The organism is Gillisia sp. Hel_I_86 (assembly GCF_007827275.1).
Taxonomy (GTDB): domain Bacteria; phylum Bacteroidota; class Bacteroidia; order Flavobacteriales; family Flavobacteriaceae; genus Gillisia.
The window spans coordinates 3,558,544-3,583,562 of record NZ_VISE01000001.1 but is presented as its reverse complement, the minus strand read 5'-3'; the positions used below and the strand labels follow the sequence as shown (position 1 = coordinate 3,583,562).

Sequence of the window (25,019 nt, the reverse complement as noted above, 5' to 3'; positions counted from 1 at the left end):
TGTGAACGCAAAAACTTTTTCTTACGGGATACTTAGGGCAATAGGGATTTTATTGGGAATTTTTGCCCTCTTGTTTTTTCTATATAAGATCCAGTCCGTTTTAGTATATATAGCTATCGCTGGAGTTATTTCCTTGATAGGAAGGCCAGTCGTGATCTTTCTAAGATCACGGCTTAAAGTGCCCAATCTGGCTGCCGTACTAATTGTGCTTCTTCTGGTTTTAGCAATTTTTATTGGAATAATTTTGGTTTTTGTACCAATTGTAATTGAACAAAGCCATCATTTAGGTCAAATAGATATAGAAGCCTTTAAGAGTGATATCAACTTAATGAACGATCAAATTAATGATTATCTGGGAGTTAAAGATATTAATTTGATGGAAAGCTTAAGGAAAAGTGAGATAGCTCAAAGCTTGGATGTAAATCTTATTCCGAAGTTCTTAAACAGTGTTTTTGGGATCTTGGGAGCGACTTTGATAGCTGTTTTTGCTATCATGTTTATATCCTTTTTTCTGCTGAAGGATAGCAAATTGATGCTGAACAGTATTTTGGTTTTCGCAAATAAAGGAGAAGAAGATAAATTTCAGCGGGTTTTCAATAAGATAAAGATCTTGCTTTCCAGATATTTTGTGGGTCTAACCATGCAAGTCTTTGTTTTGTTTGTTTTGTACTATTTATTGCTAAGTATTTTTGAAATAAACAATCCCTTGGCCATTGCCTTTATATGTGCGTTCTTAAATTTAGTTCCCTATTTGGGGCCTATTTTCGCTGGGATCTTAATGGCTTTGTTCGTAATCTCCAGTAATCTTGGCGCCGATTTTCAAGTAGTGATCTTGCCAAACCTTATTTTTGTGATGATGGGGTACGCCATTGCTCAACTAATAGACAATTTAATAAGTCAGCCAATGATCTTTGGGGCCAGCGTTAGATCGCATCCCTTAGAGATATTTCTAATTATTCTAATCTCCGGACTTTTATTCGGAATTATAGGGATGGTGGTAGCGATTCCATTTTATACTGCCTTAAAAGTGATTGCGAAGGAAACATTGAGCGAATATAAGATCGTTAAGAGACTTACTAGAGATCTTTAAATCCATTAGCTTGAACAAAGCACTTTTATATCCAGAAGTCAAAAAATTCATTCAGGAGCACCTAAACGGGGACCTTACTACCCTTATTTTAAAAGGATCCCCTTTTCCAGAAGTTAGTATTCAAGAAATTGCGACCCAAATAACCGGGATAAAAAAGGCCAAAAACAAATTGCCTACTTGGTTTGGGAACAGGGATATTTTGTATCCCCAAAATCTGAATTTAGAACAAACCTCTTCAGAAGTCACTGCAAAGTATAAAAGCGGTTTAATTGGAGGTGATACCCTTATCGATCTTACTGGGGGTTTTGGAATTGACGATTATCATTTTTCGAAAAGTTTTAAAACAGTACTCCATTGTGAACTCAATGAAGATCTTTCTGAGCTAGCAGCCCATAATTTCTCAGTATTGGGTGTCTCCAATATCAAAACAATAGTTGGTGACAGCTTGGTATATTTAAGGAAAACCGAAAAAAAACATGATTGGATTTATCTGGATCCTGCCCGAAGGGATGATTATGGAGGAAAAGTGTTCCTTTTGGAACAATGCACCCCAAATGTGCCGGCCAACTTAAAATTGCTATTTCAAAAATCCTATAATATCTTGATTAAATCCTCTCCCCTTCTGGATCTTACCGCCGGAATAGCTGAATTGCGCAAAGTGATGGAAATACATATCGTATCGGTAAACAATGAGGTAAAGGAATTATTATGGATCTTGAACAGGAATATTTCGAAGGAAATAAAGGTCAAGACAATCAATATAACCAAAAAAGAAACTCAATATTTTGAAGCTGTTTTAAATGATGAAACCGAACCTTCAAAATATAGCTTAGCATTAAAATTTTTGTACGAACCAAATCCGGCAATTATGAAAAGTAAGCTTTTTGGAGCCTTATCTGCTGAAACCCATACCTATAAACTACAATCCAATTCCCATTTATTTACTTCTGAAGAATTACAACCTTTCCCAGGGAGAAGCTTCGAGATTATGGAAATTCTCCCCTACCATAAAAAAGCTTTAAGAAGGTCTTTGAAACTTAATAAGGCAAATATTACCACAAGGAATTTTCCAAAATCTGTAAGTGAGATAAGAAAAGAACTGAAAATTGAAGATGGAGGCAATAATTACCTCTTTTTTACAACAGATTTAAAAAACGATAAAATTGTTTTGGTTTGTAGAAAGGTTTCTAATATCAAGGAGGAGTAATCTAATTTTACAACTGACATCTGACTGTCATCCTGAAGGGAGCGTAGCGCACTGAAGGATCTCAACGAAGCAGAATTTTTTTATTGAGATCCCTCCCTCGTCCTATCGTGTGGACACATCTTTATGAATCGTCCACCCTTCCATGGCCGCCTTAAAATATTTCAGTCCTATCCATAGGGTCGTTATGCCGGGATGCCTTTTGCTTTCATAGCCTTTCCATCCGCCAAGTCTAGCTATCGCCCAAACATATCTTTTTAGCCCTTTTTCCTTGTACGGGTTTTTTTGTTTCCCTGTCCTACCTTCCAGTCTTATTATCTGGTGCTCTAAAAACGCTTGCTCTTCTTCCGTGAAACAGCTATCGGCGCTCATCTCTCCTTCTGGTACTGCATACGCCAGCCGCATCAAGAACAGTTGGATGATGACCTCCATTATCAACAAGCTCAGTTTTCTTACCGATGACCCATGCTCCAGCTCTGACGCCTCGATATTGTAGCCCTCTTTTTTCAATATCTTGAACACCTCTTCTATCGTCCACCTCCACTTATACCATTCCACGCACATTTCTGCCATTTCCAGGGTCTCTATGGGCAGGCTTGTCAATAACCTCCAGCACACCCTGCCCGGCCCGGCCCGGTTAGCCTCTTTGGCCTCCACCAGATATAGTTTTATGCTGGCCGCCACTGCCTTGCTGGCCGCCCTGGTCCTTTTCAGTTCTACCTCTTTATATCTGATTTCAATTTTTGCGGTCCTTTTTTTCCTTCTGGTCTTTGCACAGGCATCCACCTGTACCTCATAGGACCCTTGACAGGGCTGGTCCGCCAGGCAGCTGAACAATTTTGACCCATCCGCCAAGGCCCTATCCGCACGGGCCCTTATCAATAGATCTGTTCGTGCATCTGGTATGCTTGCAAACTGTTCGTAGATATCCCCTTCCCTATCTTGTACGATCACCATTCCCGCTACCACGTCCCTTAGTGAGGCCTGTGTGTTTTTGGACACCTCTATCCACTTATAGGACTCTTTTTCTTCCATGGGCAGCTTGCCGTACTGTCTTTCATGCTTTGATTTGAAGTCCAAGGACCTGTTCCAGATCTTAATATCAGAATAGCCGTAGGGGGTGCCGCTCACGGCATCCAAGACCAAACTTGGGTGGACAAAGAACCCCAGTCCCTGGGAATTCTTCGCATTGGTCGTGCCCACAAAGCCATCTTTGTTGATCCTATTACCATGGCTGCTTAGGTTGACCTCCGTGGTATCTTGGATACAGACAACAAATTTGCCCGCACAAGCCATCTGGCAATTATGTACCAGGTTCTCTACTATATCTTCTTCACTGACCCTATCGTTCTGCAAAAAACGGTAAACGGCCTTTGCGTCTGATTCGTTCCTGCTGAGCTGACGGATCGAATGGACGCTCTTGCTGAACAGGTCCGATAAAATCTTGTTGCCCCGATAAACCAAACGTTTATCCCCTAAGCCTGTGAACCCCCTTCTCATTTTTTGAGTAAAATTAATGCTAATCCCTTAAACTAGTAAATAATTGTGTCCACACGATAGGATGATTCAGGAGTATAAGAATCTCATTTCAATGTAAACCAATACAATAATTTGAGACCCTGAAATAAATTCAGGGTGACGACATAACTATTATGGGAAAAAATGGGTATACATAAAAATATTAATTGAAATCCGGTATATGCTATAACTACTAATTAATTAAAGGCGTAAGCCTGTGTGGCAATCTCGCAAATTTTATTGCACTCGTATTTTAAGCAGTATGTAATATGGGTTTAGCATCCATTTTTAAAATTCCTTTCGAATTTTGCTGCATCTCATGAGCCAGGTAATAATAAATCACGAAAAATATAAAATACATGATCATTGATTTTTGACGTATAATAATCCCAAGATTGGACATTACAAAAGTCATCGCAAAAGAAGTGATTAGAAATAAAGCCAGGCTCATTTTTACATTCATAGGTGCCAGCTTAATAAACTTAAAGAAATCCAATTTCATAATTTTCATAAATAACAAAATATAGATCAAATTTTCAATTGAAACGATTACCCCCAAAATACCCGGGGCATCAAAAAATAATGGTCGAAACCAAAAACTAAATATTTTTTCTGGAAGGGAATATTCCGCCATATTTAAACCAGAGCCCGAATGACTTAGTGAGTCTGCCCTATTTGAGGTGAACGTTAGAAAATCTGAAATAAGATCGTTTGAATTTTCCAGGTTCACCACCGAAAGAATTGAGTTTTGAAGCAATACTAAACTTAAAATGAAAACACAAAATGCAACACTTTTTTGTTTCCATGTAAATTTTCCGATACCCGTCAACACTCCTAGGAGGGATCCAATAGCCAAAATCAGGAAAATATGGGGGCGAATATAAAAAACCAAGAGGGAACCAAGTAGTAAGGTAACAACGCGCTCTTTGGGTTTTGAAATTGCATATCCAAAAAGCATTAATCCTAAAAATATAAGGGAACCTTTACCTAAAGAAGCCGTCCAGAAATGCATATTTGGAAGAAAAAGAATAAGGGTGAGCAAATCAACTTTTCTAAACACTTTTACATTTAAAGGAATATTTTCTTTAAAAAACAGGTATGCATAAACAAATCCCATATATCCTATCCAAGCAAACAGCAACATCATCATCTCATAGCTAAATCCTAAGTAATTAATAAAAGGATAGGAAATAAAATCGATAAAGGTGGTTTCAGTTCCAAAAAAATCCAACCATCCTTTATTTGTATTGTTAGGAACATTATAATATCTAACGGAATCGGATCTATTGAAAAGCGCATACACATAATAAATACCCCCAAAGGCTAAATGATATAATGAAAGCACATTCAGTAATTTTTTATTAAAAAAAGAATGCCTCAATTGTAATTTTGAAAAAATATGCTGATTAATAAAGAACAAAACCAACAATAATAAACTAGTTTGAATTAAATTAATAAAATCCATAGTCAATATCCCCATGCTTAATAAAATTATAATGTATATCCGTTTTCTGTCCTAAAAGCTCTTTCGTCACCCTGAATTTATTTCAGGGTCTCAATATTGCATTGATTTACATTGAAATGAGATTCTGAAACAAGTTCAGAATGACGTCATTTTTCAGTTAGGATACTTTACGGACAAGCAAAAAATTATTAAAGCATTTCACATTACAATTATAAGACCTCTTGGAAGTGAATTTAAATTTTCCATCTATGAAGTCAAATAATAAACTAATTACTAGGGTTTTAAGGGTTTCTCGTTTAGAAATTATTTACTATCCTGCATACCAAACACTTGAGATACCCCAGAAATGTGTGGAAATATTACATAGAAAACAGTAAAGCAGGACTGCTTGAAGTTACACAAAGGAGTTGAGCTCACTCATGGTCAAAGATCCAAAACCATATTTTATTCCACACTTTTTATAGTGTTCGAGTAATTTTCTTAGGTCTGAGAGATTTTCGTTAGGATTATTACCAAAATTATGTGGGTGCCACCATAAATGATATATTTCACCATTTTTTGCAGCATAAGTCATTTCAGATGTAATTCTTTTCAATTTTAGGCTATTCAGAAAAAAATTAGTGGAATATGGCCTAAGCAATCGACTTGCTTTTTGGGATAGCGGTTTTCCATCTATCTTATTTAATTCCTTAATCTTATAAGATTTGTTGTTAGAACCAAAATATGCATCGCCAGTGCGAAAAAGCTTATTCTTAAGGGAAGTGCTTTGTGTATCCTTCCAATACCAGTCTGTTGGATTCGAACGAACATTTTCGATTCCAAGTTCATAACAAACTTTTAGATAAGATTCATTGAACTGGTTCCTGGGAAAAACAAGGGATTTAAGTTCAATATCCATAGCTCTAGCTACAGATATAGATTTTTCCAAATCAGCTTTAAAAGATGCGAGGGTTTGTCCATCCTCTAGACAATAATAATGTGAATAGGTATGGGTACCTATTTCCTGGTTGGGAGTGTTTTTAATTTGTGAAATAAGATCTTTTGCAAAGCATGACAGATCGGACAATTCCGTCTTTAGTAAATCCCCATATTGATATGCCGAAAGAGAAGAATTTATATATTCCGGAAGTGTGGTAGGCTTATTCGCTTCCCACTCCTCAAAGTTCCTATTAAACGACATACCAACCGTTGCCCAGGTACAATGAATGTTATATTCAGAAAATAAGTTTAGTATTTTAGGAATTACCTTTCTTGTATTTTCAAAGTAAAGTTTTTTATCCTTATGATCTACCTTATCGAACACTCCCCAAAGCAGTTCAAAATCCAATGATATTACTAAAAAACCTTTATTGTTCATTTGTGATTTATTATTTCTAGGATTAGATAATCTACGAAATTTCACATCGAGCACAGTCGTGATGCCCTACTCGTGAAAACTAAATTGATCATAGATTTACGAAGATAATTATATTATTAAACTAAAAGTTTCATGTGCCTTCCCCTATTTCATTTTCTCCCTTGCTTTTTTTACTTCATCACAATGTCACTTCGTTACAAAACTAAAGAATCTCCTCTTTTCAATTCTATTTCTCTACTAAGTTTCAACTTCCTTAACCTCATGATTCTATCATATTTCTCTTGAGCTAAAAAGTAATAAATAACAAAAAAGGCAAAATACATTACCATGGATTTCTGTCTCATAATTATCCCCAAATTGGACATTACAAAGGTCATAGCAAAAGATGATAGGAGGAAAACTACTAGGCTCATTTTTACCAGGACCGGAGATTTAAGAATAAATTTCATGAATTTTTTATTTAGAATCTTGAAAAACAAGAGCAAATACAATAAATTCTCAATAGAAGTTATAATTCCTAAGATATTGGGTGCATCTATAAATAAAGGTCGAAACCAGAAAGTAAATAATTTAAGTGGAAGTGGATAAGACGACATATCTACTCCCGAACCAGATTTACCCAGTTCTTCAGCTCTAGTATCCGAAAAACTTTCAAAATCTTCCACCAAATTTTCTGATCCTTCCAATCCTGCAATACCTAAAATTTGATCCTGTACAATAATTAATCCTCCAATCAATGAAATGTAAATTAGAGCTTTTTTCCAAAATGCTATTTTTTCACTCCCACTCATATAACCCAACACAGTTCCTACTGCAATGAACAAAAAAACATGTGGTCTAATGAAATAGATAATACACGATCCCAAAACCAAAATAAACAACCTCGATTTCGGAACTTTAATAGCATATGCAAACATCATTAGTCCCATAAAAATAGCAGAACCTTTTCCGAGAGAGGCAGTCCAGAAATGCATGTTTGGAAAAAACAAAATAAGTGTTAATAAATCAATTCTCTTGAAAACTTTAACTTTGATAGGGATATTTTCACGAAAAAGAAGATAAGCATATACAAATCCAATATATCCAAACCATGAAAAAAGCAGCATCATCATTTCATAATTGAAATGCAAATAATTAATAAATGGATAAGAAATAAAATCTATAAATGTAGTCCCAGTTCCGAAAAAATCGAACCATCCAAATTCTGGATTTTGAGGCCTTGTAAAATAAGTTTTAGAATCAGAATTATTAAAGAAAGCATAGGCATAATAAATTCCCCAAAATATAAAATGATACCAAAATAAAATATTCATTAGCTTTTTTGAAAAAAAAGCATGTTTCTTTCTCAAGGAATTAAAAATTGCTTGAGAAATTATATAAAGAAATATTAACAAAAAAAATGTGCCAATCATCTTAGAATAATTCTAAATCTCCAAGGGAATAATTCCAATTATTAATTTGTAATAACTTTTTGTGAAACTCTATATTTAGGTTCAAATTTTTCAAGGTAAGAACCGGGCCGAAATTTCCAGAAAAACCGAAATTGGAGTTTAAGTCATTAGAAGCAGTTACTATTTGAGTTCCATGTTTAATGCTAAGGGTATTAATAGTTTTCATTACTTTTGATCGTCCTAGTTTAGTAGTAAAGATTTGATCAGTCACTCTTAGCTCTTTAAAGTATTTATGTTTTTTAACATAGGCGGCCATATAAAAATCTTCATCTCCCAAAATTTCGTAGCCTTGTAATGGATTGTTTTCATATCGCCATAAAAGATAGCTTAACGATTTAGGAGTAAAAAATCTTTGTCTTTCACCCATGATCGAATTATATTCTGAAATTAAATTTAAAAATTGAGAATCATCAGATTTTAAGTTTGTTTCGTATGCTTTATCTGGAGAATCGAATGACCATTTAAATGGATTGTTTAATACAACCCGAATGTTTAGCTTCCCAACTTCCTCCCATCCCATCTTAATATAGCCTGGTTTACTTTTTACATTAGGAGTATTGAAAATTAAATGAACACCTTTGGACTTTGCTATGTCTATTGCAGCTAAGGTTAATTTTTTAAATACACCTTTTCCTTGATGCGATGGATGGGTTGCGGTATCAACTGCCCTGTAAGCCAAATAATCCACATTTATTTTTTGCCATTTCCAGCTCATGAATGCTCGAATCCCGATAATTTCATTATTTTCTACTGCTAGCAAAACAAGAGATCTCCCAAATGGATTACCAACATGTTTGTATCTCCATACTTCCTCCGTCTTTTTTGAAGATGTCTCTCCAAGACTAGCTTTTAAAACTTCAAGGATACCTGGTATGTCTTTATCGGTTGCTTCCCTTATCTGCATTTTCTTTTCTCTTTTTGTTTAATCTTGTAATGTAGTGACGCTGTGATGTTGTGATTTGGGATTCGATAGTTCGATAATTTTCGCCTTCATCACATGTTTATTGTTCCGCCACTTCTTCACTACTTTACTCCATCACTTCTTCACTGCGTTAGTCCTTCACTCCTTAACTCCTTCACTAACTAACGAACCATAAATATCCTCCAAAGAATCCACCATCCTTTTTAAACTAAACGAATTCACAGCGCGTTCGCGAGCAGCTTTTTTAAGTTCCAGTAACTTTTCAGGATCATCAATTAAAACCTGGCACAAACCAGAGAGTTTTTCCCACTCTCCAATTTTACACATCAATCCATCCTGCTCATCCCGAATAACTTCTTTTATACCACCCGCATCTGTTGACACCACGGCGCACTCCATGCTCATAGCCTCTAAAAGCGCAATTGGTAAGCCTTCAAAAGAACTGCTCATCATAAAGATATCCATCGCCGAAAAATAGGGCTTAACGTCAGTTTGTAGCCCTGTAAATTTCACCTTTTTTTCTAATTTCAATCTTTTTAACTCCTGAATTATTTCTTCTTCCAATGGCCCGGCGCCTACTATTATTCCATATACATTTGGATTTTTAGTTTCAATTTTCTTAAATACCTGTAACCATTCCACAAGTCTTTTCTGAAAGCGAAAGACTGCTACGTTCCCTATAACCAATGCATCTTTCGAAATGCTCAATTCCCTTTTTATTTTAATACCCAAATCAGGATCTCTTCTAAAAGTATCAGTATTTGCTCCGTTTAGCAGTGTTTTAACTGGAATTTTTGGGTTTATATTATTCTTTATTGAATTGGTTACATCTTCTGAAACCCCCAATGCCAAACTTTGGGAATTAAACGTGAATTGATTGATCTTTTTGGTAGCAATATGATATCGCTCTTGCATATTATGCTCTGTATAAACTACCGGAACTTTGGTTTTAGCAAAAACCAGTCTTCCCAAAAAACCTGCCCAAGGAAGATGACAATGGATAATATCTATTGTATTTGTCTTGCAATAATCAATAACCCTTGAATACTGTTGCAATAGTTTTATATTGTTGGATGCCGAAAAACAAGTCACTTTACCTCCAGCCTCCTCTAAACTAGAAACCATCTGATCTTTCCATGGCAAGAAATAAATATAGTGGAATTCAAATTTAGAAGTAGTATGAATTTTCAAGGTCTCAGGCAGCAACATCTCTGCACCCCCTCTACCTAAAGATTTTATTATATGAAGAACTTTTATTTTATTCATTCCCTAGTATAGCTAATTGAAATTGCATTAACTTTAAATTACGTGGTAAAATTAACCTTTTAAGGTTTTAGAACAAGATTATATGTAGAATATAATAATATCTATGTTTTCAAATAAGTACATCTTGAATTGGAATTTGATAAAAGCAAAAAGAAGAAAGGATAACAATTATAGAAGATGATACAAAATAAAATTTGTTTTTCCGTAAAGCGTCCTAAACTGAAAAAGGACGTCATTCTGTCCCGACCGTTCGGGAGTTTCAGAATCTCAGTACATTGGTAATCAATACCATATTAAGACCCTGAAATAAATTCAGCGTGACGAGAGAACAATTAGGACAAAAAGCGGATATAAAAAAATAAAATAATCAATTTTTATTTTCCTTATCCTATTTAGATCCTTAAGCATAAGTATTAGAAAAGCCTTAAATTTTATAGAAAATTGTATAATTAGATTTAACCATATATAGGAAGGTTTAAACTATTTTATCATAAGTGAACTAAAAAATTATCTATTAGCTGATGCAATTAAATTCCGATATAAGTTCTCAAATTTCTTAGCATTTATTTCCGGATCAAAACCTTTGGATATCATGTTAAAAGCATTTTCTCCCAAAACCTTTCTCAATTGAGAATCATGCATTAATTCTAATAATTTCTCTTTAAATTCATCTTTATTAAATTCCTCTATTAAAAATCCAGTCTGCCCATTTATTAAAACCTCCGATACCCCCCCTACATTTGTGGATATAGAAGGGATTTTCTGGGTTCCCGCTTCCAAAACAACCCCAGGCACCCCTTCTATTTTACTACAAAGAACAAGGCAATCTGATGCAGCCAAAAGCTCAGGAATATCCTTTCTAAATCCAAGAAAAAAGACATTTTGGGACAAGCCTTTTTGCTCGGCAATTCGCTTGATTTTTTCAAGCATAATTCCGTTTCCAACACAAACAAGTTTGATGCCTGAACCTTCGTTTTTTAATTCATCAAAGATATCCAATAGGAACTCGTGGTTTTTTTCCGGACTGAAATTCCCTATATGCATGGCTATTTTGGATTTTTCATGAATTCTAAGATTCTTCCTTAAATCTTCATAAAGCTTGGATCTATCCACACCTTTTATAGGAATACCTCTCCTTATGACCTCAGTCCTTATTTTAGGATAATTATATGTTTTAATAAAATCTGCCATAGCCTCATCTCCAACCGATGTTACATGAGCAATACGCTGAAACATTTTCTTATATAATATTTTTTGTGGCCTACTTGAAATCCATTCACTTATTATACTTATATTTCTATAAACCAAAGGAATATTTCCGAAAAACAAAGATGCTGTAACCGTATATTTAAGAGTATCTGATCCATTACACTGAATTATGTCGGGTTTGATTTCTTTTACCAGACTAACAATCTTTTTCACTATATTAATTGAAAATTTTCCGTTCTTGGTAGAAACCAGATCTCTGTTATCTGCCTTTTCAACACTTAAAACATCCTTCTCATTCTCGTACAACCCCACAAAAATTACTTCATGACCTAATTTTATCAATTCACTACTGAGATATGCCGCAAAAAGCTCTGCACCCCTATATTGCCGTTTGGTAACAATTTGTAAAATTTTCATTTTACCACGGGGTGAAGGTTTTGGAGAATTTATAACATTATTATAACAATCAAGAAATTCATTGGTAATAATATCATTAGAGTAGTGATCAATTACCATTTTTTTTGCATTCTCAATCATTAAAGAATTGTTCTCACGATTTCCCAATACTATTTCTAACGTGTTTTTAAATCCAGATTCATCGTTTTTTTCAACCAAACAGCCGGTTATGCCATTCACTACTATCTCGCTTATACCCCCAACATCATAAGCAATCACCGGGATTTCACAATACATAGCCTCTAAAATAACAGCAGGTAAACCTTCTATTATACTGGGAAGGATGAACACATCCGCTGCCTTTATATAAGAAAGGGGATTATTAACAAAACCATAAAATGTGACTTTTGAGTTTAATTCCTTTTTATTAACCTCTTTTTCAATCTGAGGTTTCAAAGGACCATCTCCTATAAGGTGCAGATGAATGTTTTGATTTGTTTTTAGAACCTCATTAAATATTCTTAAAAGACCTTCATGGTTCTTTTCAAAAGTAAAACCTCCAACATGAACTATATGCTGACTGTCCTCAGGTTGTAGTTCGATTTCTTTAATATCTGAAATCGTTTCCAATCCTACAGGAATTACAGTGGTGTTACCTGCTAGAAATGGAAAATGGATTAAAATGTCTTTTTCTGATGCCTGGGAAACTGAAATAACAAATTCCACATTTTTATAAAAAAAGGAATTTAAACCTTTTTGAATTGGAGATTTTAAATAGCGCCCAACTTCACTTGCATTTCGGGAAATAATAGGTGTTTTCCATCCAAAAAATATTTTAGAAAAAACAGCATATTTTAGAGTATCACCGGCATTCGCTTGGATTATATCAGGATTGAAATTTTTTACTATCCTTGTCAATTTCTTCCATGCAGAGATATCAAAAAACCTATTTTTTGATGATGCTTTTAAAGAAGTGATCTCACCATTGAAAGGCAAAACAACTTCTTCTTCAAAAAGGGCCACAATTTTAACCTGATGTCCTGATTTAATCAAATGATTTGATAACTGACAGGTAAACATTTCTGCTCCTCGATTTTGGGGTTTTTGGATGAGGTGGAGTATTTTCATTTGCAAAATTAAAATCTACTTTTTATAATCGAGACTTTCATTATGGTTAAACATCTTACTAGGATTGCTAATTACCACTAAATATATGGGAATATCGAAATTCATTAATGTAAATGGTCTTATTAATACATCATTCCTAATTTTAATATTTCCAACAAAAGTAGAATGACACCAATTAGAACTCTATTACAAATTAGTGGTGATCCCTCTCTTTTTCCTCTACTTTCGTGCCCAATTGTACATTCCTACATAATATTACAATTTTCTCCTATCATCACATTTTGAATAATAATATTTATAAAACGACCAAAAATAATCCTTTTCCCAAATTATATAAATGCGGAATTTCTACATTAATTGGAAATTTAAAAGTTTATACCATATACGATAAATAAGCTCTAAATGACATGATTTTTTTATACTTAAGAGATATTCTATTAATAAACACAAATCTTGCCCCCAATTGAATTAAAAAGATTTCTCCTATATCGTTATTAGATTCATTACTATAACTATTAAAATCGGCTTTAATCACTCTAACTATTTCAATAAAATTATAAATAACTATTTATTAATTAAATCCTGATAAACTTTTTCATATTGATCAGAAATTTGAGAAATTTCAAATTTGTGGATTGCAGATTCTCGAGCCTTTTGGGCTATTTCTTTCATCTCCTTTCCATTTTGTAGGGCCCAAATTAATTTTTCTGTTAAATCCTCAATATTTCCTTTTCTAAAAATTACTGCTTCATCATAAGCCAAACATTCTAAATTTTCAGGAATGTTTGAAGCTACTATAGGGGTTTCTGCCATCATAGCTTCAATTAAGGCTCCAGGTAACCCCTCATACCAACTGGGGAAAACAAATATATCTGAAATTTCTAGTAGTGAAGGTATATCATTCCTGCTTCCCAGTAATTTTATTTTATTTTGAAGGTTGTTTTTAGAAATGAAATTTTCCAAAATATCTCTATATTGTCCCTCTCCTGCAATCAATAAGACCAGATTTGGATAAGTTTTACTAACTGTTTTAAATGCCTTTAATAAATCTAGCTGCCCTTTCCTGGCTAATAACCGACTTACATTTAGAAGGATTGTTTTATTAGCAATCCCAATTTCATCTTTTAATTCCTGAATTTTATTGATTCCAATTTGTTTAAATTCGTTAATATCTCTTCCACGATGAATTACTTGAATTTTATTTAACGGAATTTTTAGTGCTGATGCATTAGTAGCTTGAATCGCTTTGGAGTTGGATATAAATAAATCGACATCTCTACAAGTAAACCTGTCATAAAGTTGAAATAAATAAAGTTTTAGTTTACCATAATAGTTCAAATTTGTATATCGTTGTTTTATATATGAATTATTCACTAAGCTGTTTACTAAAGGTACATTAAAGTGCCTTTTTAATTTTCTTCCTATAATATCCGATTTAAAAAGAGTCGTGTGTATAATATCCGGATTTATCTCCTCTACAATTGGAATTAAAAGTTTTATTATCCTTTTAAAGTGATATCCTGGAACAATATCTAAATTAGTGACTTGTATTCCGTTCGCCAACAATATACTACTAAGTGTTGAACCTTGATAAATTTGGAGAAATACTGGTGTGACATTCTTAAAATTGATTGCTATTTTTACTAGACTTTTTTCAGCTCCACCAGTTTCTAAAGTGTCAATTATAAATAAAACTTTAATTTTCTTATCCAATTCCCTTATTTTATTTTGTTTTATTTCCAGATGTGGTTGCTCAATTGAAATAATTGAATGGTTTTTTAAGGTAAAGAAGTTGTTCCTCAAAATGAATCCTATCACAAATAGTATAATAGACTATTACATGTAAAGAATTAATATTCCTTTTCAAATTGAATTTATTTGGCGATTTTTATGAAATGATAAAAATACTAATTTTTGGGTATCAAATCAAGGCACTTTCCGTTTATAATAAAAAATCAATTGGATTTAGAATAAGTGATATAATTACAACAAGTCATTGTTTGATCAAAGATAAATACCTGGCTATATATTATCGCTTTTTCGCGGGAATTAAATCTTTGAAGTCCATAAGAGTTTTAAAATTAAATAAATAGCTTAAACCTAAATAAAAGACTATACTCATTAATGCTCCAGTTAAAATCCGGACAATATCTGAAGCTTTGTTGATATATAAGTCTAAAAAATACATGCAAGCGGCTACAAAAATTGAAACACCCAACATTGGCAAAATATCTAAAATCTGAGCCCAAGCAGAATAATTTATCATTTTACTTGTGTAATGACCAATAATAAAGAACGAAACAATTGAAACTACAACTTGAGACCACATTAAACCCAAGACTCCAAATTGGAGTCCCACAATTACACCCAAAACTAATAACACCTGTTTAACAATAGTCAACCGTAAAAAGATATCAGTTCGCCCTTTCACCATAAACACATTGGAATTGTAAATATGCAGAGGATAAAAAATACCTGAAATACATAAGATTTGAAAGTATGGCACTGCTGGCAACCATTTCTCAGTAAATAAAATCCGAAATATTGGTTCAGCCAGAACCCCAAGTGAAAGCATAAAGGGGGCAATAACAAATATCACCATCATAATGACTTTTCGATACACCCTTTTTAATTTCTCTGTATCATTTTGAATTTTAGAAAAAAGCGGAAAGGTAACTTTTTCTAAAGCCATGGTTAGATTAGTTACAGGAAGGTTTTTCATTGTTTCTGCTCTGGTATAAAATCCTACCTGGGCAGCGCTAAAAAATTTACCGATTACCAGAATATACAAATTAGCAAAAATGCGTTGGATAAGAGTAGAAAGTGTAATCTTGTAGCCAAAATTAAAATGTACTTTGAATTTTTTTACATTAAACTCCCAAGTAGGTTTCCAATCAGAATAGATCCAAAACTGAATACTTCTTATTACTGCTGTAACCAATTGATTCCATACTAAACTCCAAACTCCAAATCCATTAATAGCCAAAACGATTCCAGTTATACCTCCAATAATAATAGATGGAATTGAAATGATGGTTTGTTTCTTAAAATCCATCTCGATGGTCATCCGTGTTTGCTGTACAGCAGTAAAAGCAGATATTATAAAAACCAAACAATAAAGCTGGACCAAAGGTGTTAAAACCGGTTCCTCATAAAAATTAGCAATTAAAGGTGCCGAAAAATAGGCAACAAAATAGAGAATAATACTTGCACCAAGATTATAATAAAACACCGTTGCATAATCATCCTGCTCAATATCTGTATTTCTAATTAGGGATTGGGTAAGACCAGATTTTAGGAGAGCATCGCCTACATGTATAAAAACAGCGATCATCCCAATAAGCCCAAACTGCTCTGGCAAAAGAAGTCGTGCAAGAAAAATAGAGACAATAAAACTAACTAGTTGAGTACCAAACTGCTGGGCAAATGTCCAGACTAACCCGAATACAGCCTGCGATTTTAAATTGGGCATAAAAGAATAATCGTTTTATTAACTGAAAAAAAAAATCTAACTTTAGAAAGAAGGGTTTAAAAGAAACTTTTTCAAGGAACCAGCACTTTCCCAATCACTTATAATTTTAGCAGAATTCCTCAATACCACTTCTTTACGCTGCAAATAAATATTTACAATAATTGGAGATACCTTAATGCGTCATTACCAATCCTTATCTTCCCTAACACTACGGCGTCTGGCTCATTTAGTATCCTATCCCCAATTATTGGATGTCCTTAATAAATTTATTACTCTAATAATTGTTTATAGTAATCTTCAAAATTATTATCCACTCGTAAAAATTCTCTGTTTATAAAATTATATTCTAAATTGTCCAAACTGCCTATTTTTTTGCTTACTTCTCTAATATCCTGTAAATTCTCAGCGCTAGTATGTAAAGAATAATCCCCCACGTTTAAAGATTGACAATTCTCCAGGGAAATTTGTAACACGCGACAGCCTTCAGCCATGGCTTCAATCATTAAAGTGGAAATGGCACCAATTACCAAGCCGTAATTGTTTAAATTAATTTTATCCGTGAGTTTTACAGAATTATTTTCTAAAGCAGTATCTAATTCAGGAGATGATAAAGCACGTGGATGCTTTTTAAAATGAAAATCATTGTACTTTGAATTCAACTTTAAATAATTTATAACTTCCAGTAATTTTTCCTGATATTCCACATCAAATTCAGTGTTAATTTTATTTAACGATTCACCAATAATTAAAACTTTATTAGATCTATTCAGCTCTTTTATTTCCCTGAATAAATAGGTGGGCAGCACATGAATTTTTTCAGAAGCAATCCCTAAAGCAATATAATTTTGGGCAAGCAGGCTACTCCATACAACAGATCTGCTGGCCTTTATACTGAATTCAAATTCATAAGGCATATTATTAAGTTGATATAAACCATGTTGAATAATATAATACTTACTATCATCATTCTTATCTTCACATAATTTTGCCAAAAACGGACTTAATATGGAAGGGCCACAGTTTAAGATTGTAATATTTGACGGCCTAAAATAGTATTGCAAATAATTATAACCCCTCTTTGCTGCCCAAACACGAATTCTATCATTTGGAGATATATACCCAAGCTGAAGATAAAATAAGGCTTTCTTTAAAAATGCTGAATTATTTATATCCAGTTTTATAGCATCTGTAAATATTTTTTGAATTTCCGGTTTGGGGTGCAGCAAAAATATTTTCTCGTGGGTCTCTTCCGGTTTAACAAAAAATATTCGTAGAAAAATTTTTAATAGAGAGCGACCCGCCATTTGCCTTTTCCTTTTACGGATTTCAGGAAAACCTCTTTCCATTGTGCTATATGCAGTGCTTATAAAATTTTCATCTATCATAGATTCATTGCAAGTAAGTAAATAAATTATTTAGTAAATCGATCACCCTTTATCCAGTTCTTATCTGCCTTTTCTCCCAGAAAGTCTTTTAAATACTTAGGATGCATCCCGAAGCCCGGTCTAATACTCCTTACATTTTTTTTAGTAATCACTTCTCCCATTTTAATGTCTTCTACTACATAAAGTGATCGGCTAAAATCTCTCCCTTTTTTTTGTTTTTCGGTAAGGGAATAATCCACTTTTCCCATGGCCTTTTCTGCCTCTCTAACCGCTGTTACCATATCTGTAAATTCTTTTTCATCCATAGAAAATGAAGCGTCAGGACCTCCAATAGATTTATCTAGAATAAAATGTTTTTCAATAATCTTGGCCCCAAAACAGGTTGCAACCACAGGCACGGTACTTCCCATAGTATGGTCCGACAGTCCGGAGATTACTCCGTAACGATCTGCCAAGTCCTTTACCATGACCATATTGGCTTCTTCTATGGGTGCAGGATACGAGGAGGTACATTTCAACAATGCAATATCCTTATTCCCCATTCTTATACAAGCGTCTAAAGCCAGTTCAATGTCCTCTTTCTCGGCAATTCCTGTAGAAATTATTATAGGTTTCCCTTTTGAGGCAGTATATTCTATTAAAGGAATATCGGTAATTTCGAAAGAGGCTATTTTATAAGCTGGAACGTCTAAACCTTCCAAAAAATCTACCGCCGTTTTATCAAAGGGAGATGAAAAACACAATAAACCCTCTTTCTTAGCGGCTTCCATTATTTCCTTATGCCATTCCCAAGGCGTATAGGCCTCTTGATATAAATTGTATAAATTTTTCCCTTCCCAAATGGTTCCTTTTATCTTAAAGTCTTCTTTGTCACTATCTATTGTTATAGTATCAGCTGTATAGGTTTGTAGCTTAATACAATCTGCCCCTGCCCTTTTAGCTGCTTCTACAGTTTTTAATGCTGTTTCTAAACTCCCGTTATGGTTTGCAGATAATTCTGCGATAATAAATACTGGTGAATCATTATTTATATTATAATTTCCTATTTTCATTTTATTTCTTTTTCATATTTAAATTCCGAGTCATTTCTCTCTATAAGGTCAAATTTTAACTTCTCGAAGATTCGAATTGAAGCTTTATTTCCCTCTAATACATAGCCAAAAACGCTTTTTATATCAGGTCTATCATTTTTGATTGAGATTATACCTTTCTTTAAAATTGTTGTACCTAAGCCTTTCCCTTTAAATTTGGAATCTATCAAATAACTTATTTTTGCCTCGTTCCTATCATTAAAATCAAAACGCAATGAACCTGTAGCTGTGCCATGATTTTCCAATATATAATATTCACAATTGGTATCATGCAATTTTGAATAAAACCACTGAGTATGATTTTTTTGGGAAACTTTATTTTGATTATACGAAAAGCTTCTTATTTCAGGGTCATTCACCCATCGAAAAGTTATATCAACATCGGTCTTAGTAGCCTTCCTTAAAATACAGTTTCTAAGCATTTTGGAGTGGATAATTACATCAAGATATTTATCTTCAAAAAAACAATGCTCATTCAGAACTGCTTCCCTCCTGTAGTTATTGTTTTCCAATACCGAATATAAATGAGGTCTTAAGTCATAGGCATAGGTAAAAATCTTATGTAATTTAAGTTTTGTCGCAACTTGTTCAATCAAATTTAAAAGATTACTCCAATGGGTATCAAAATATTCCTTTTCTAATTCAGTATCCATTATAAAAGAAATCTCCGCATGTTTATCTACCCAGTTGATATGTACCAAGCCACCATAACCAATACATTTTTTTCCTTCTAAATAAGAAAACAAAATTTGATCTGGTTTATCTGTCTCAAAGAGTTTTGAAATTACAACATCAAAATAACTATCTTGTTTTTCTTTGGTTAAAGGTTCATTTTGTCTTAAATGGTACATCTGTTCATTGCGCCATTTCATAATCTCATAGCGATCTTCTGTCCTAAGTGGCACTATAGAATACTTTCCAAATGTATAAACTTGTTTATTGAGGACTTTATAATAATTCATCGTTTAAAAATCAACGGGCATTTTAACTACCATTTTTTTTACTTTGCTATGATTCTTATAAAGAGCCATATGAGCAAAAGTGTTTGGGATTATACAAAAATAACCCTTCGGCACTGTTAGTGTTTTTATTTCACCTGATTTTGCCAGTAAATAATCATTGGTTTCATCGTATTCTTGAAAAATAGTAGCTTCATTTTTTAAATCAGCATACGCAATAATATCCGTTCCTTCCAAGGTAATGTGAATATCCATAAAAATTTTGTGGGCTTCTAAAACACTTTCGTCAAAAATTGCTGAAACAGAATCACTAAAGATGGGAATCAGGTCAATGCCATCTATAGATTCTTTACTATTGATATCAGATAATTGCTTCGATTCCAATATTTTTATTAATCGAGATACTCCTGAAAACAACAATGTATATTTATCAATATTTTCTATTCTGTCTGTTATCATATTACAAGGTCTTGATTTTTGTTTTTTCATTTAAAGTGTCAATCAATGACTGGTCAGTTTTATATTTTGCGCTGATATGGGAATTTATAGAACTTATTTCATTATTGGCATCCAAAAAAGTAAAAACATCCTTAAGATTATAATCGGTATTATTTACGCTCAAATGTTCATGAATCTTACGAAACATTTCTAAATCTAAATCATAATCCAATGTTAATCTATAAGGTCTAATTAGTTCATTGGGAAGGTTTACAAAGTTCAGATTGAAATAACTTTCATTATTGGTAAAATACCAAGTCATATACTCTGAATAGGCTGCATTAGGGAAATAGGATTTTACCTCTTCCAATGCAGAAGAATTTATAATTTCTAAATTAGTACCAATAGCAGCCTCTTTTGCTGTAGTATAATCTGCTCCTGTTTTAAAATGGGAATTAAGAAGAATTTGTAATATACTATTGTCAATAAATGGGTTATCTCCTGTAACTCTAATAATCACATCAATTTTTAAATCACGCACAATTTGCAAATACCTATCAATTACATCATCAGGATCTCCTCTATGAAATATAACCTTATCACTGAAAGTATAATTTTTTAAAGGGGTATCACTATCTAAAGTTGAAGTCGCTAGTATTACATTATTCACATTTTCAAAGGCACATGCATTTTTAATACATTTTTCAATCGTTGTCAAAGAGCCTATCTTTAATAGAGCCTTCTCCTTTAAACGCGAGGATTTCAATCTTGCAGCTATCACAACTGCTATGGTAGCTTTCTTAAAATCATGTTTCATTAAGGTCGACCCTGCCTTTATATCTGATGATAAAATATGATATGAATTTAATAATTTCTCAATTTCTATAGCATTTATGCCATTTTTGTTGGATCTTTTATATTCAAGATCATTAACTAGAGAAATTCCATTTCCATTATATTTATCCTTCTTTAATATAGGTTTTAAAATAGAATTAGTTAGATATATTTGTTCTCTATTATTGATAAAAGGTTCCTTCATCAAACTGTCGTAAAGCGCAACCCTTTCCATAAGGATGTCAAATTTCTTAGGAGTTATGCTCGAGTAAAAGTCGAATTCTGTGTTAAAATCATCACTCAACATCACATGCTTTTCGATACAATCGGCACCTGAAGCAATAGCTAAAACAGGTAACCAAAGCGCCAATTCGTTAGTTCCATCAACGTGGTCAGCAAAAACAATTTTACAATTAAAGAGGTCTTTAACAACCTGTATCTTTGAAAGTCCAGAATCAGTGATAGTTGTCGGATACGCTTGAAAACCAACTTCAATAAGTAATTCTTTTACGTTCAACGATGCTTTGATTTTATCATAATGATATCGTATCTCTTCTTCATTCAACGAAGCAACGTTGATAATTAGCTTCAGATTTGATAAATCTAAGCCTGAAAGCTTTTCTACCAATGAAAAATTAAACAACACCGATACTTGAAGTTTGATACCATGTACCAATTGGATATTGTCTTCTAAAACCTCTACTCCGTAATCATCAAACAAATCAAGCCAAACATCTTTAGTCCTGCTTGCATTAACAATAAAAGATTTCCACTGTCCATTTTCAAAATGTAACTTTTTATAAATTTCATAAGCTACAAAATCAGTAGTAGCTAATTTATCTGGGTGTAAGGGTTGGAATTTGATACCTATATTTTCATTGTATTGAGAAAAGGAATCAATTAGTGTATTCAAGTATTCTGCATTTCCTCCATGAGTATTTGCGACTTCTATAATGGTATATGACATATTTTTAATTTATTTGATGGTCCAGCCACCATCGACTACTATATTTTGTCCGGTGATAAAATTAGCGGCATCTGAAGACAAGAAGGTAAAAATACCACCTAAATCATTTGGTTTTCCTATTCTATTTAAACAAGTTTTATCTGCAAGTGCTTTAACAAAACGCTCATCTTGTTGTACAGATTCTGAAGGAAAAGGACCAGGAGTTACCGTATTTACATTCACATTGTATTTACCTAAATAAGAGGCATAGTATTTTGTTAATTGAATTACACCAGCTTTCGCAGCACCGTAATGAGGTGGATTTAAAAAGTTAGGAGAATCTTCATAAACCGAAAAATCTGGGGCTACCACTCCATACATAGATGATACGTTTATAATTTTTCCACCAGTACTACTTTTAAAATAAGGGATTATTTCTCTAATTGCTCTAAAAACAGAATTTAAAGAACCGTCAATTCCATTTTCCCAATCTTTGTCTTCCATTTTTTCCGGAGATTGCCCTGAAGAATAAAAAGCATTATTAACTAATACCGAGATGGAATGATTTTTTGAAATTTCAAGAAAAGCACTCTTAATACTCTCTGTTTTTGAAATGTCACAATTTTGAAATAAGAGGGTGCTATTAAGAAATTCATTCTCCTTAAAAGCGTTTTTAAATTTCTCTATACTCCTTCCCAACACAATTACCTTAGCATTATGGAACAACAAACTTTCTGCAATAGCCTTGCCTAGATATCCATACCCTCCAGTAACCAATATTGTTTTTTCACCAAGATCGAAATTGTAGATCATATATGATTTATTTTTTCCATAACGAAGGATTAAGAATTTGCCTGGAAATATCCTTATTTAAAATGGGTAATTCCTTGGCATTTTTTAAACCTTCTATATTTTGCTTCAATTGTTTAGAATTCTCAACTCCAATAATTACTTTATCTATATAACTTTTATCCAGTACAAAACGAAGTAACGAAACCGAAAGATCTTCTTGCAGTAATTGTAATTCCCTAAGATTTTCTTTTATCTCGCTAAAATAAGATGATAATAGCTCTGGTTTCATAAAAAACAATCCCTGTAAAAAGGATGATCTTGTATGAATCTCGCATCCAATGCTTTTCAAATATACTAATGATTCTTCAAATCTATTATCAAAATAATTGAACGGAACTTGAACGAGATCTGGTATATAATTTTTTTTCAATAATTTCTCCAGCTCTTCTGGCTCATTTAATGAAAAACCTATTTTTTGTACTTTACCATGTTCTTTAAATTCAAGCAATTCTTTCCATTGAGTTGGATACTCTAACAATTCCATGGGTCTATGAGCCAAGTATCCATACAATTGTTTTACACCCAAGTTTTTCAGACTATTTTCCAATTGTACATTTACAGCCTGATTTTTTGGAGCTATAAATTTGGAAACAATTTTGAAATCATTTAAAGTGTTATTTCCTATTACTTCCTCAGCATTTCCATAAGCAGAAGCGGAATCTAATATCTTTATTCCATATTTTTTTGCCAAAGCTAGAATCTCAGTAACTTCTCTAACCTTAGTTTGGCCATTAACATTGGCTATTCCATAAGCTAATCCAAATTGAACAGTGCCAAGACCTATTTTTTGCCTATTTATCATAAAACTGGTTCACCTTTTTAATAACAAATATTTGCTCCTCATTAGTAAGCGTGGGATACATTGGTAAACTAATACAATGCTGATAATACTTTTCTGCATTCGGCATATCCTCTTCCTTCCAACCAAAATTTCTGTAATAAGGCATTAAATGACAAGGGATATAATGAATTTGTGCGTATATATTATTTTCACGTAAATAATTATACAAGCCTAATCTGTTATCTACTTCAAGTACGTATAAATGATACGCATGGCCTTCTACAACTCTGGATTGACCTTTGATAAATTCTTTACCTTGAAAAGCCTCAAGATAGGTGGCTGCAATTTCTCTTCTTTTAGCCAAACCTTTATCTGCTCTTTTTAACTGGCTAATACCCAAGGCCGCCTGAAAATCGGTTAAGCGGTAATTATATCCTAAATCCTGCATTTCCATGTACCAGTTTGGATAATCATGGGATTCGGGATTCGGAATCCGGGATCCGTCCGATGTCTCGACTCCGCTCGACATGACGGGCGAGCCAATGGCGAATTCTATTGAGTTTTTATATTGATCTTCATTTTTGGTAATTCCGTGGGTCCTTAATTGGAGAAGCTTTTCATATAATTCCTCATCATTGGTAGTGATCATTCCACCTTCACCACAGGCGATATGTTTTACTGGATGAAATGAAAATATTGCCAAATCTGCAAAATTCCCATTCCCACAGTGCTGTTTATTTGAATCGCTATCCATAAAATATCCACCGGGTGCGTGACAGGAATCTTCAATTATCCATAAACCATATTCATTAGCAAGTTTTCTAAAAGCTTCAAGATCAACCGCCCTGCCAGCAAAATCTACAGGAATTATTCCTTTATAGGTGCCTTTAGGAGATGCTTTTAGAAGTTCTTTTACTTTATCAATATCCAGTAAATAGGTTTTAGGATCAATATCTGCAAAAACAACTTCCCCACCACAGTACCTTACACAATTCGCAGATGCCGCAAAAGTAATAGGAGTAGTGATCACCTTATCTCCTTGCTGAACATTTAAAGCCATGGCACATAGATGCAACGCAGCAGTCCCATTAGAAATCGCCACCGCATATTTACTACCTACATAATTTGCAAAAGCTTCTTCAAAATTTGCAATTTTAGGACCCTGCGTTAGGTAATCAGATTTTAGAGTGCTTACTACTGCCTCAATATCTTCTTCTGTAATATTTTGTCGACCGTAGGGAATTGAATTGTTCAT

General features: G+C 33.4%; 19 protein-coding genes. 2 read left to right on the top strand and 17 right to left on the bottom strand.

Translation table 11 applies throughout. The features are described from left to right. Position 1: 1 nt before the first annotated feature. Both JM83_RS16120 and JM83_RS16115 read left to right on the top strand, forming a co-directional pair. Complete coding sequence (locus JM83_RS16120) at positions 2–1,090, top strand: AI-2E family transporter (RefSeq protein WP_144963135.1); 1,089 nt, start codon at positions 2–4, stop codon at positions 1,088–1,090. 10 nt (positions 1,091–1,100) lie between these two features. Further along, the gene (locus JM83_RS16115) at positions 1,101–2,297 is read left to right on the top strand and encodes a class I SAM-dependent methyltransferase (RefSeq protein WP_144963134.1); all 1,197 of its coding nucleotides are present in this window, start codon (positions 1,101–1,103) and stop codon (positions 2,295–2,297) included. Positions 2,298–2,399: 102 nt separating this feature from the next. Here JM83_RS16115 and JM83_RS16110 read toward each other — a convergent pair whose 3' ends face one another. The 17 genes from JM83_RS16110 to pseC form a co-directional block, all read right to left on the bottom strand. Then, positions 2,400–3,794, bottom strand: a complete 1,395-nt coding sequence (locus tag JM83_RS16110) for an IS4 family transposase (RefSeq protein ID WP_144963133.1) — start codon at positions 3,792–3,794, stop codon at positions 2,400–2,402. Between the two features lie 271 nt (positions 3,795–4,065). After that, positions 4,066–5,157 carry a hypothetical protein gene (locus tag JM83_RS16105; protein WP_261376815.1) on the bottom strand — a complete coding sequence of 364 codons (1,092 nt, stop codon included), beginning with the start codon at positions 5,155–5,157 and terminating at the stop codon, positions 4,066–4,068. Positions 5,158–5,671: 514 nt separating this feature from the next. Then, positions 5,672–6,634: a polysaccharide deacetylase family protein gene (locus JM83_RS16100; protein ID WP_144963132.1), complete on the bottom strand. Its 963-nt coding sequence runs from the start codon at positions 6,632–6,634 to the stop codon at positions 5,672–5,674. Positions 6,635–6,828: 194 nt separating this feature from the next. Then, positions 6,829–7,947, bottom strand: a complete 1,119-nt coding sequence (locus JM83_RS16095) for a hypothetical protein (RefSeq protein ID WP_261376814.1) — start codon at positions 7,945–7,947, stop codon at positions 6,829–6,831. A gap of 100 nt (positions 7,948–8,047) precedes the next feature. Then, positions 8,048–8,989, bottom strand: a complete 942-nt coding sequence (locus JM83_RS16090; protein ID WP_144963130.1) for a GNAT family N-acetyltransferase — start codon at positions 8,987–8,989, stop codon at positions 8,048–8,050. Between the two features lie 156 nt (positions 8,990–9,145). Continuing rightward, on the bottom strand, positions 9,146–10,273 hold the full coding sequence (locus tag JM83_RS16085; RefSeq protein ID WP_144963129.1) for a glycosyltransferase: 1,128 nt from the start codon (positions 10,271–10,273) through the stop codon (positions 9,146–9,148). 507 nt (positions 10,274–10,780) lie between these two features. Then, entirely contained in the window at positions 10,781–13,006 is a 2,226-nt protein-coding gene (locus tag JM83_RS16080) for a glycosyltransferase (protein ID WP_144963128.1), read from the bottom strand. A gap of 564 nt (positions 13,007–13,570) precedes the next feature. Beyond that, complete coding sequence (locus JM83_RS16075) at positions 13,571–14,719, bottom strand: glycosyltransferase family 4 protein (protein WP_144963127.1); 1,149 nt, start codon at positions 14,717–14,719, stop codon at positions 13,571–13,573. 316 nt (positions 14,720–15,035) lie between these two features. Next, the gene (locus JM83_RS16070) at positions 15,036–16,478 is read right to left on the bottom strand and encodes a lipopolysaccharide biosynthesis protein (RefSeq protein WP_144963126.1); all 1,443 of its coding nucleotides are present in this window, start codon (positions 16,476–16,478) and stop codon (positions 15,036–15,038) included. Positions 16,479–16,747: 269 nt separating this feature from the next. Next, positions 16,748–17,863 (bottom strand): hypothetical protein, encoded by a 1,116-nt coding sequence (locus JM83_RS16065; RefSeq protein WP_144963125.1) that lies wholly within the window; start codon positions 17,861–17,863, stop codon positions 16,748–16,750. Positions 17,864–17,889: 26 nt separating this feature from the next. After that, positions 17,890–18,915 (bottom strand): pseudaminic acid synthase, encoded by a 1,026-nt coding sequence (gene pseI / locus JM83_RS16060; protein ID WP_144963124.1) that lies wholly within the window; start codon positions 18,913–18,915, stop codon positions 17,890–17,892. Next, the gene (locus tag JM83_RS19215; protein WP_186435025.1) at positions 18,912–19,916 is read right to left on the bottom strand and encodes a GNAT family N-acetyltransferase; all 1,005 of its coding nucleotides are present in this window, start codon (positions 19,914–19,916) and stop codon (positions 18,912–18,914) included. Before JM83_RS19215 ends, pseI begins: the two co-directional genes overlap by 4 nt. 3 nt (positions 19,917–19,919) lie before the next feature. Next, positions 19,920–20,402, bottom strand: coding sequence for a YhcH/YjgK/YiaL family protein (locus tag JM83_RS16050; protein WP_144963123.1), 483 nt, complete (start codon positions 20,400–20,402; stop codon positions 19,920–19,922). Continuing rightward, positions 20,374–22,152: a cytidylyltransferase domain-containing protein gene (locus JM83_RS16045; RefSeq protein WP_144963122.1), complete on the bottom strand. Its 1,779-nt coding sequence runs from the start codon at positions 22,150–22,152 to the stop codon at positions 20,374–20,376. Before JM83_RS16045 ends, JM83_RS16050 begins: the two co-directional genes overlap by 29 nt. Positions 22,153–22,161: 9 nt before the next feature. Continuing rightward, positions 22,162–22,944 (bottom strand): SDR family oxidoreductase, encoded by a 783-nt coding sequence (locus tag JM83_RS16040; protein ID WP_144963121.1) that lies wholly within the window; start codon positions 22,942–22,944, stop codon positions 22,162–22,164. Between the two features lie 7 nt (positions 22,945–22,951). After that, positions 22,952–23,785 carry an aldo/keto reductase gene (locus JM83_RS16035; RefSeq protein ID WP_144963120.1) on the bottom strand — a complete coding sequence of 278 codons (834 nt, stop codon included), beginning with the start codon at positions 23,783–23,785 and terminating at the stop codon, positions 22,952–22,954. Next, positions 23,775–25,019: a UDP-4-amino-4,6-dideoxy-N-acetyl-beta-L-altrosamine transaminase gene (gene pseC / locus JM83_RS16030; RefSeq protein ID WP_144963119.1), complete on the bottom strand. Its 1,245-nt coding sequence runs from the start codon at positions 25,017–25,019 to the stop codon at positions 23,775–23,777. The genes JM83_RS16035 and pseC overlap by 11 nt, the downstream gene beginning before the upstream one ends.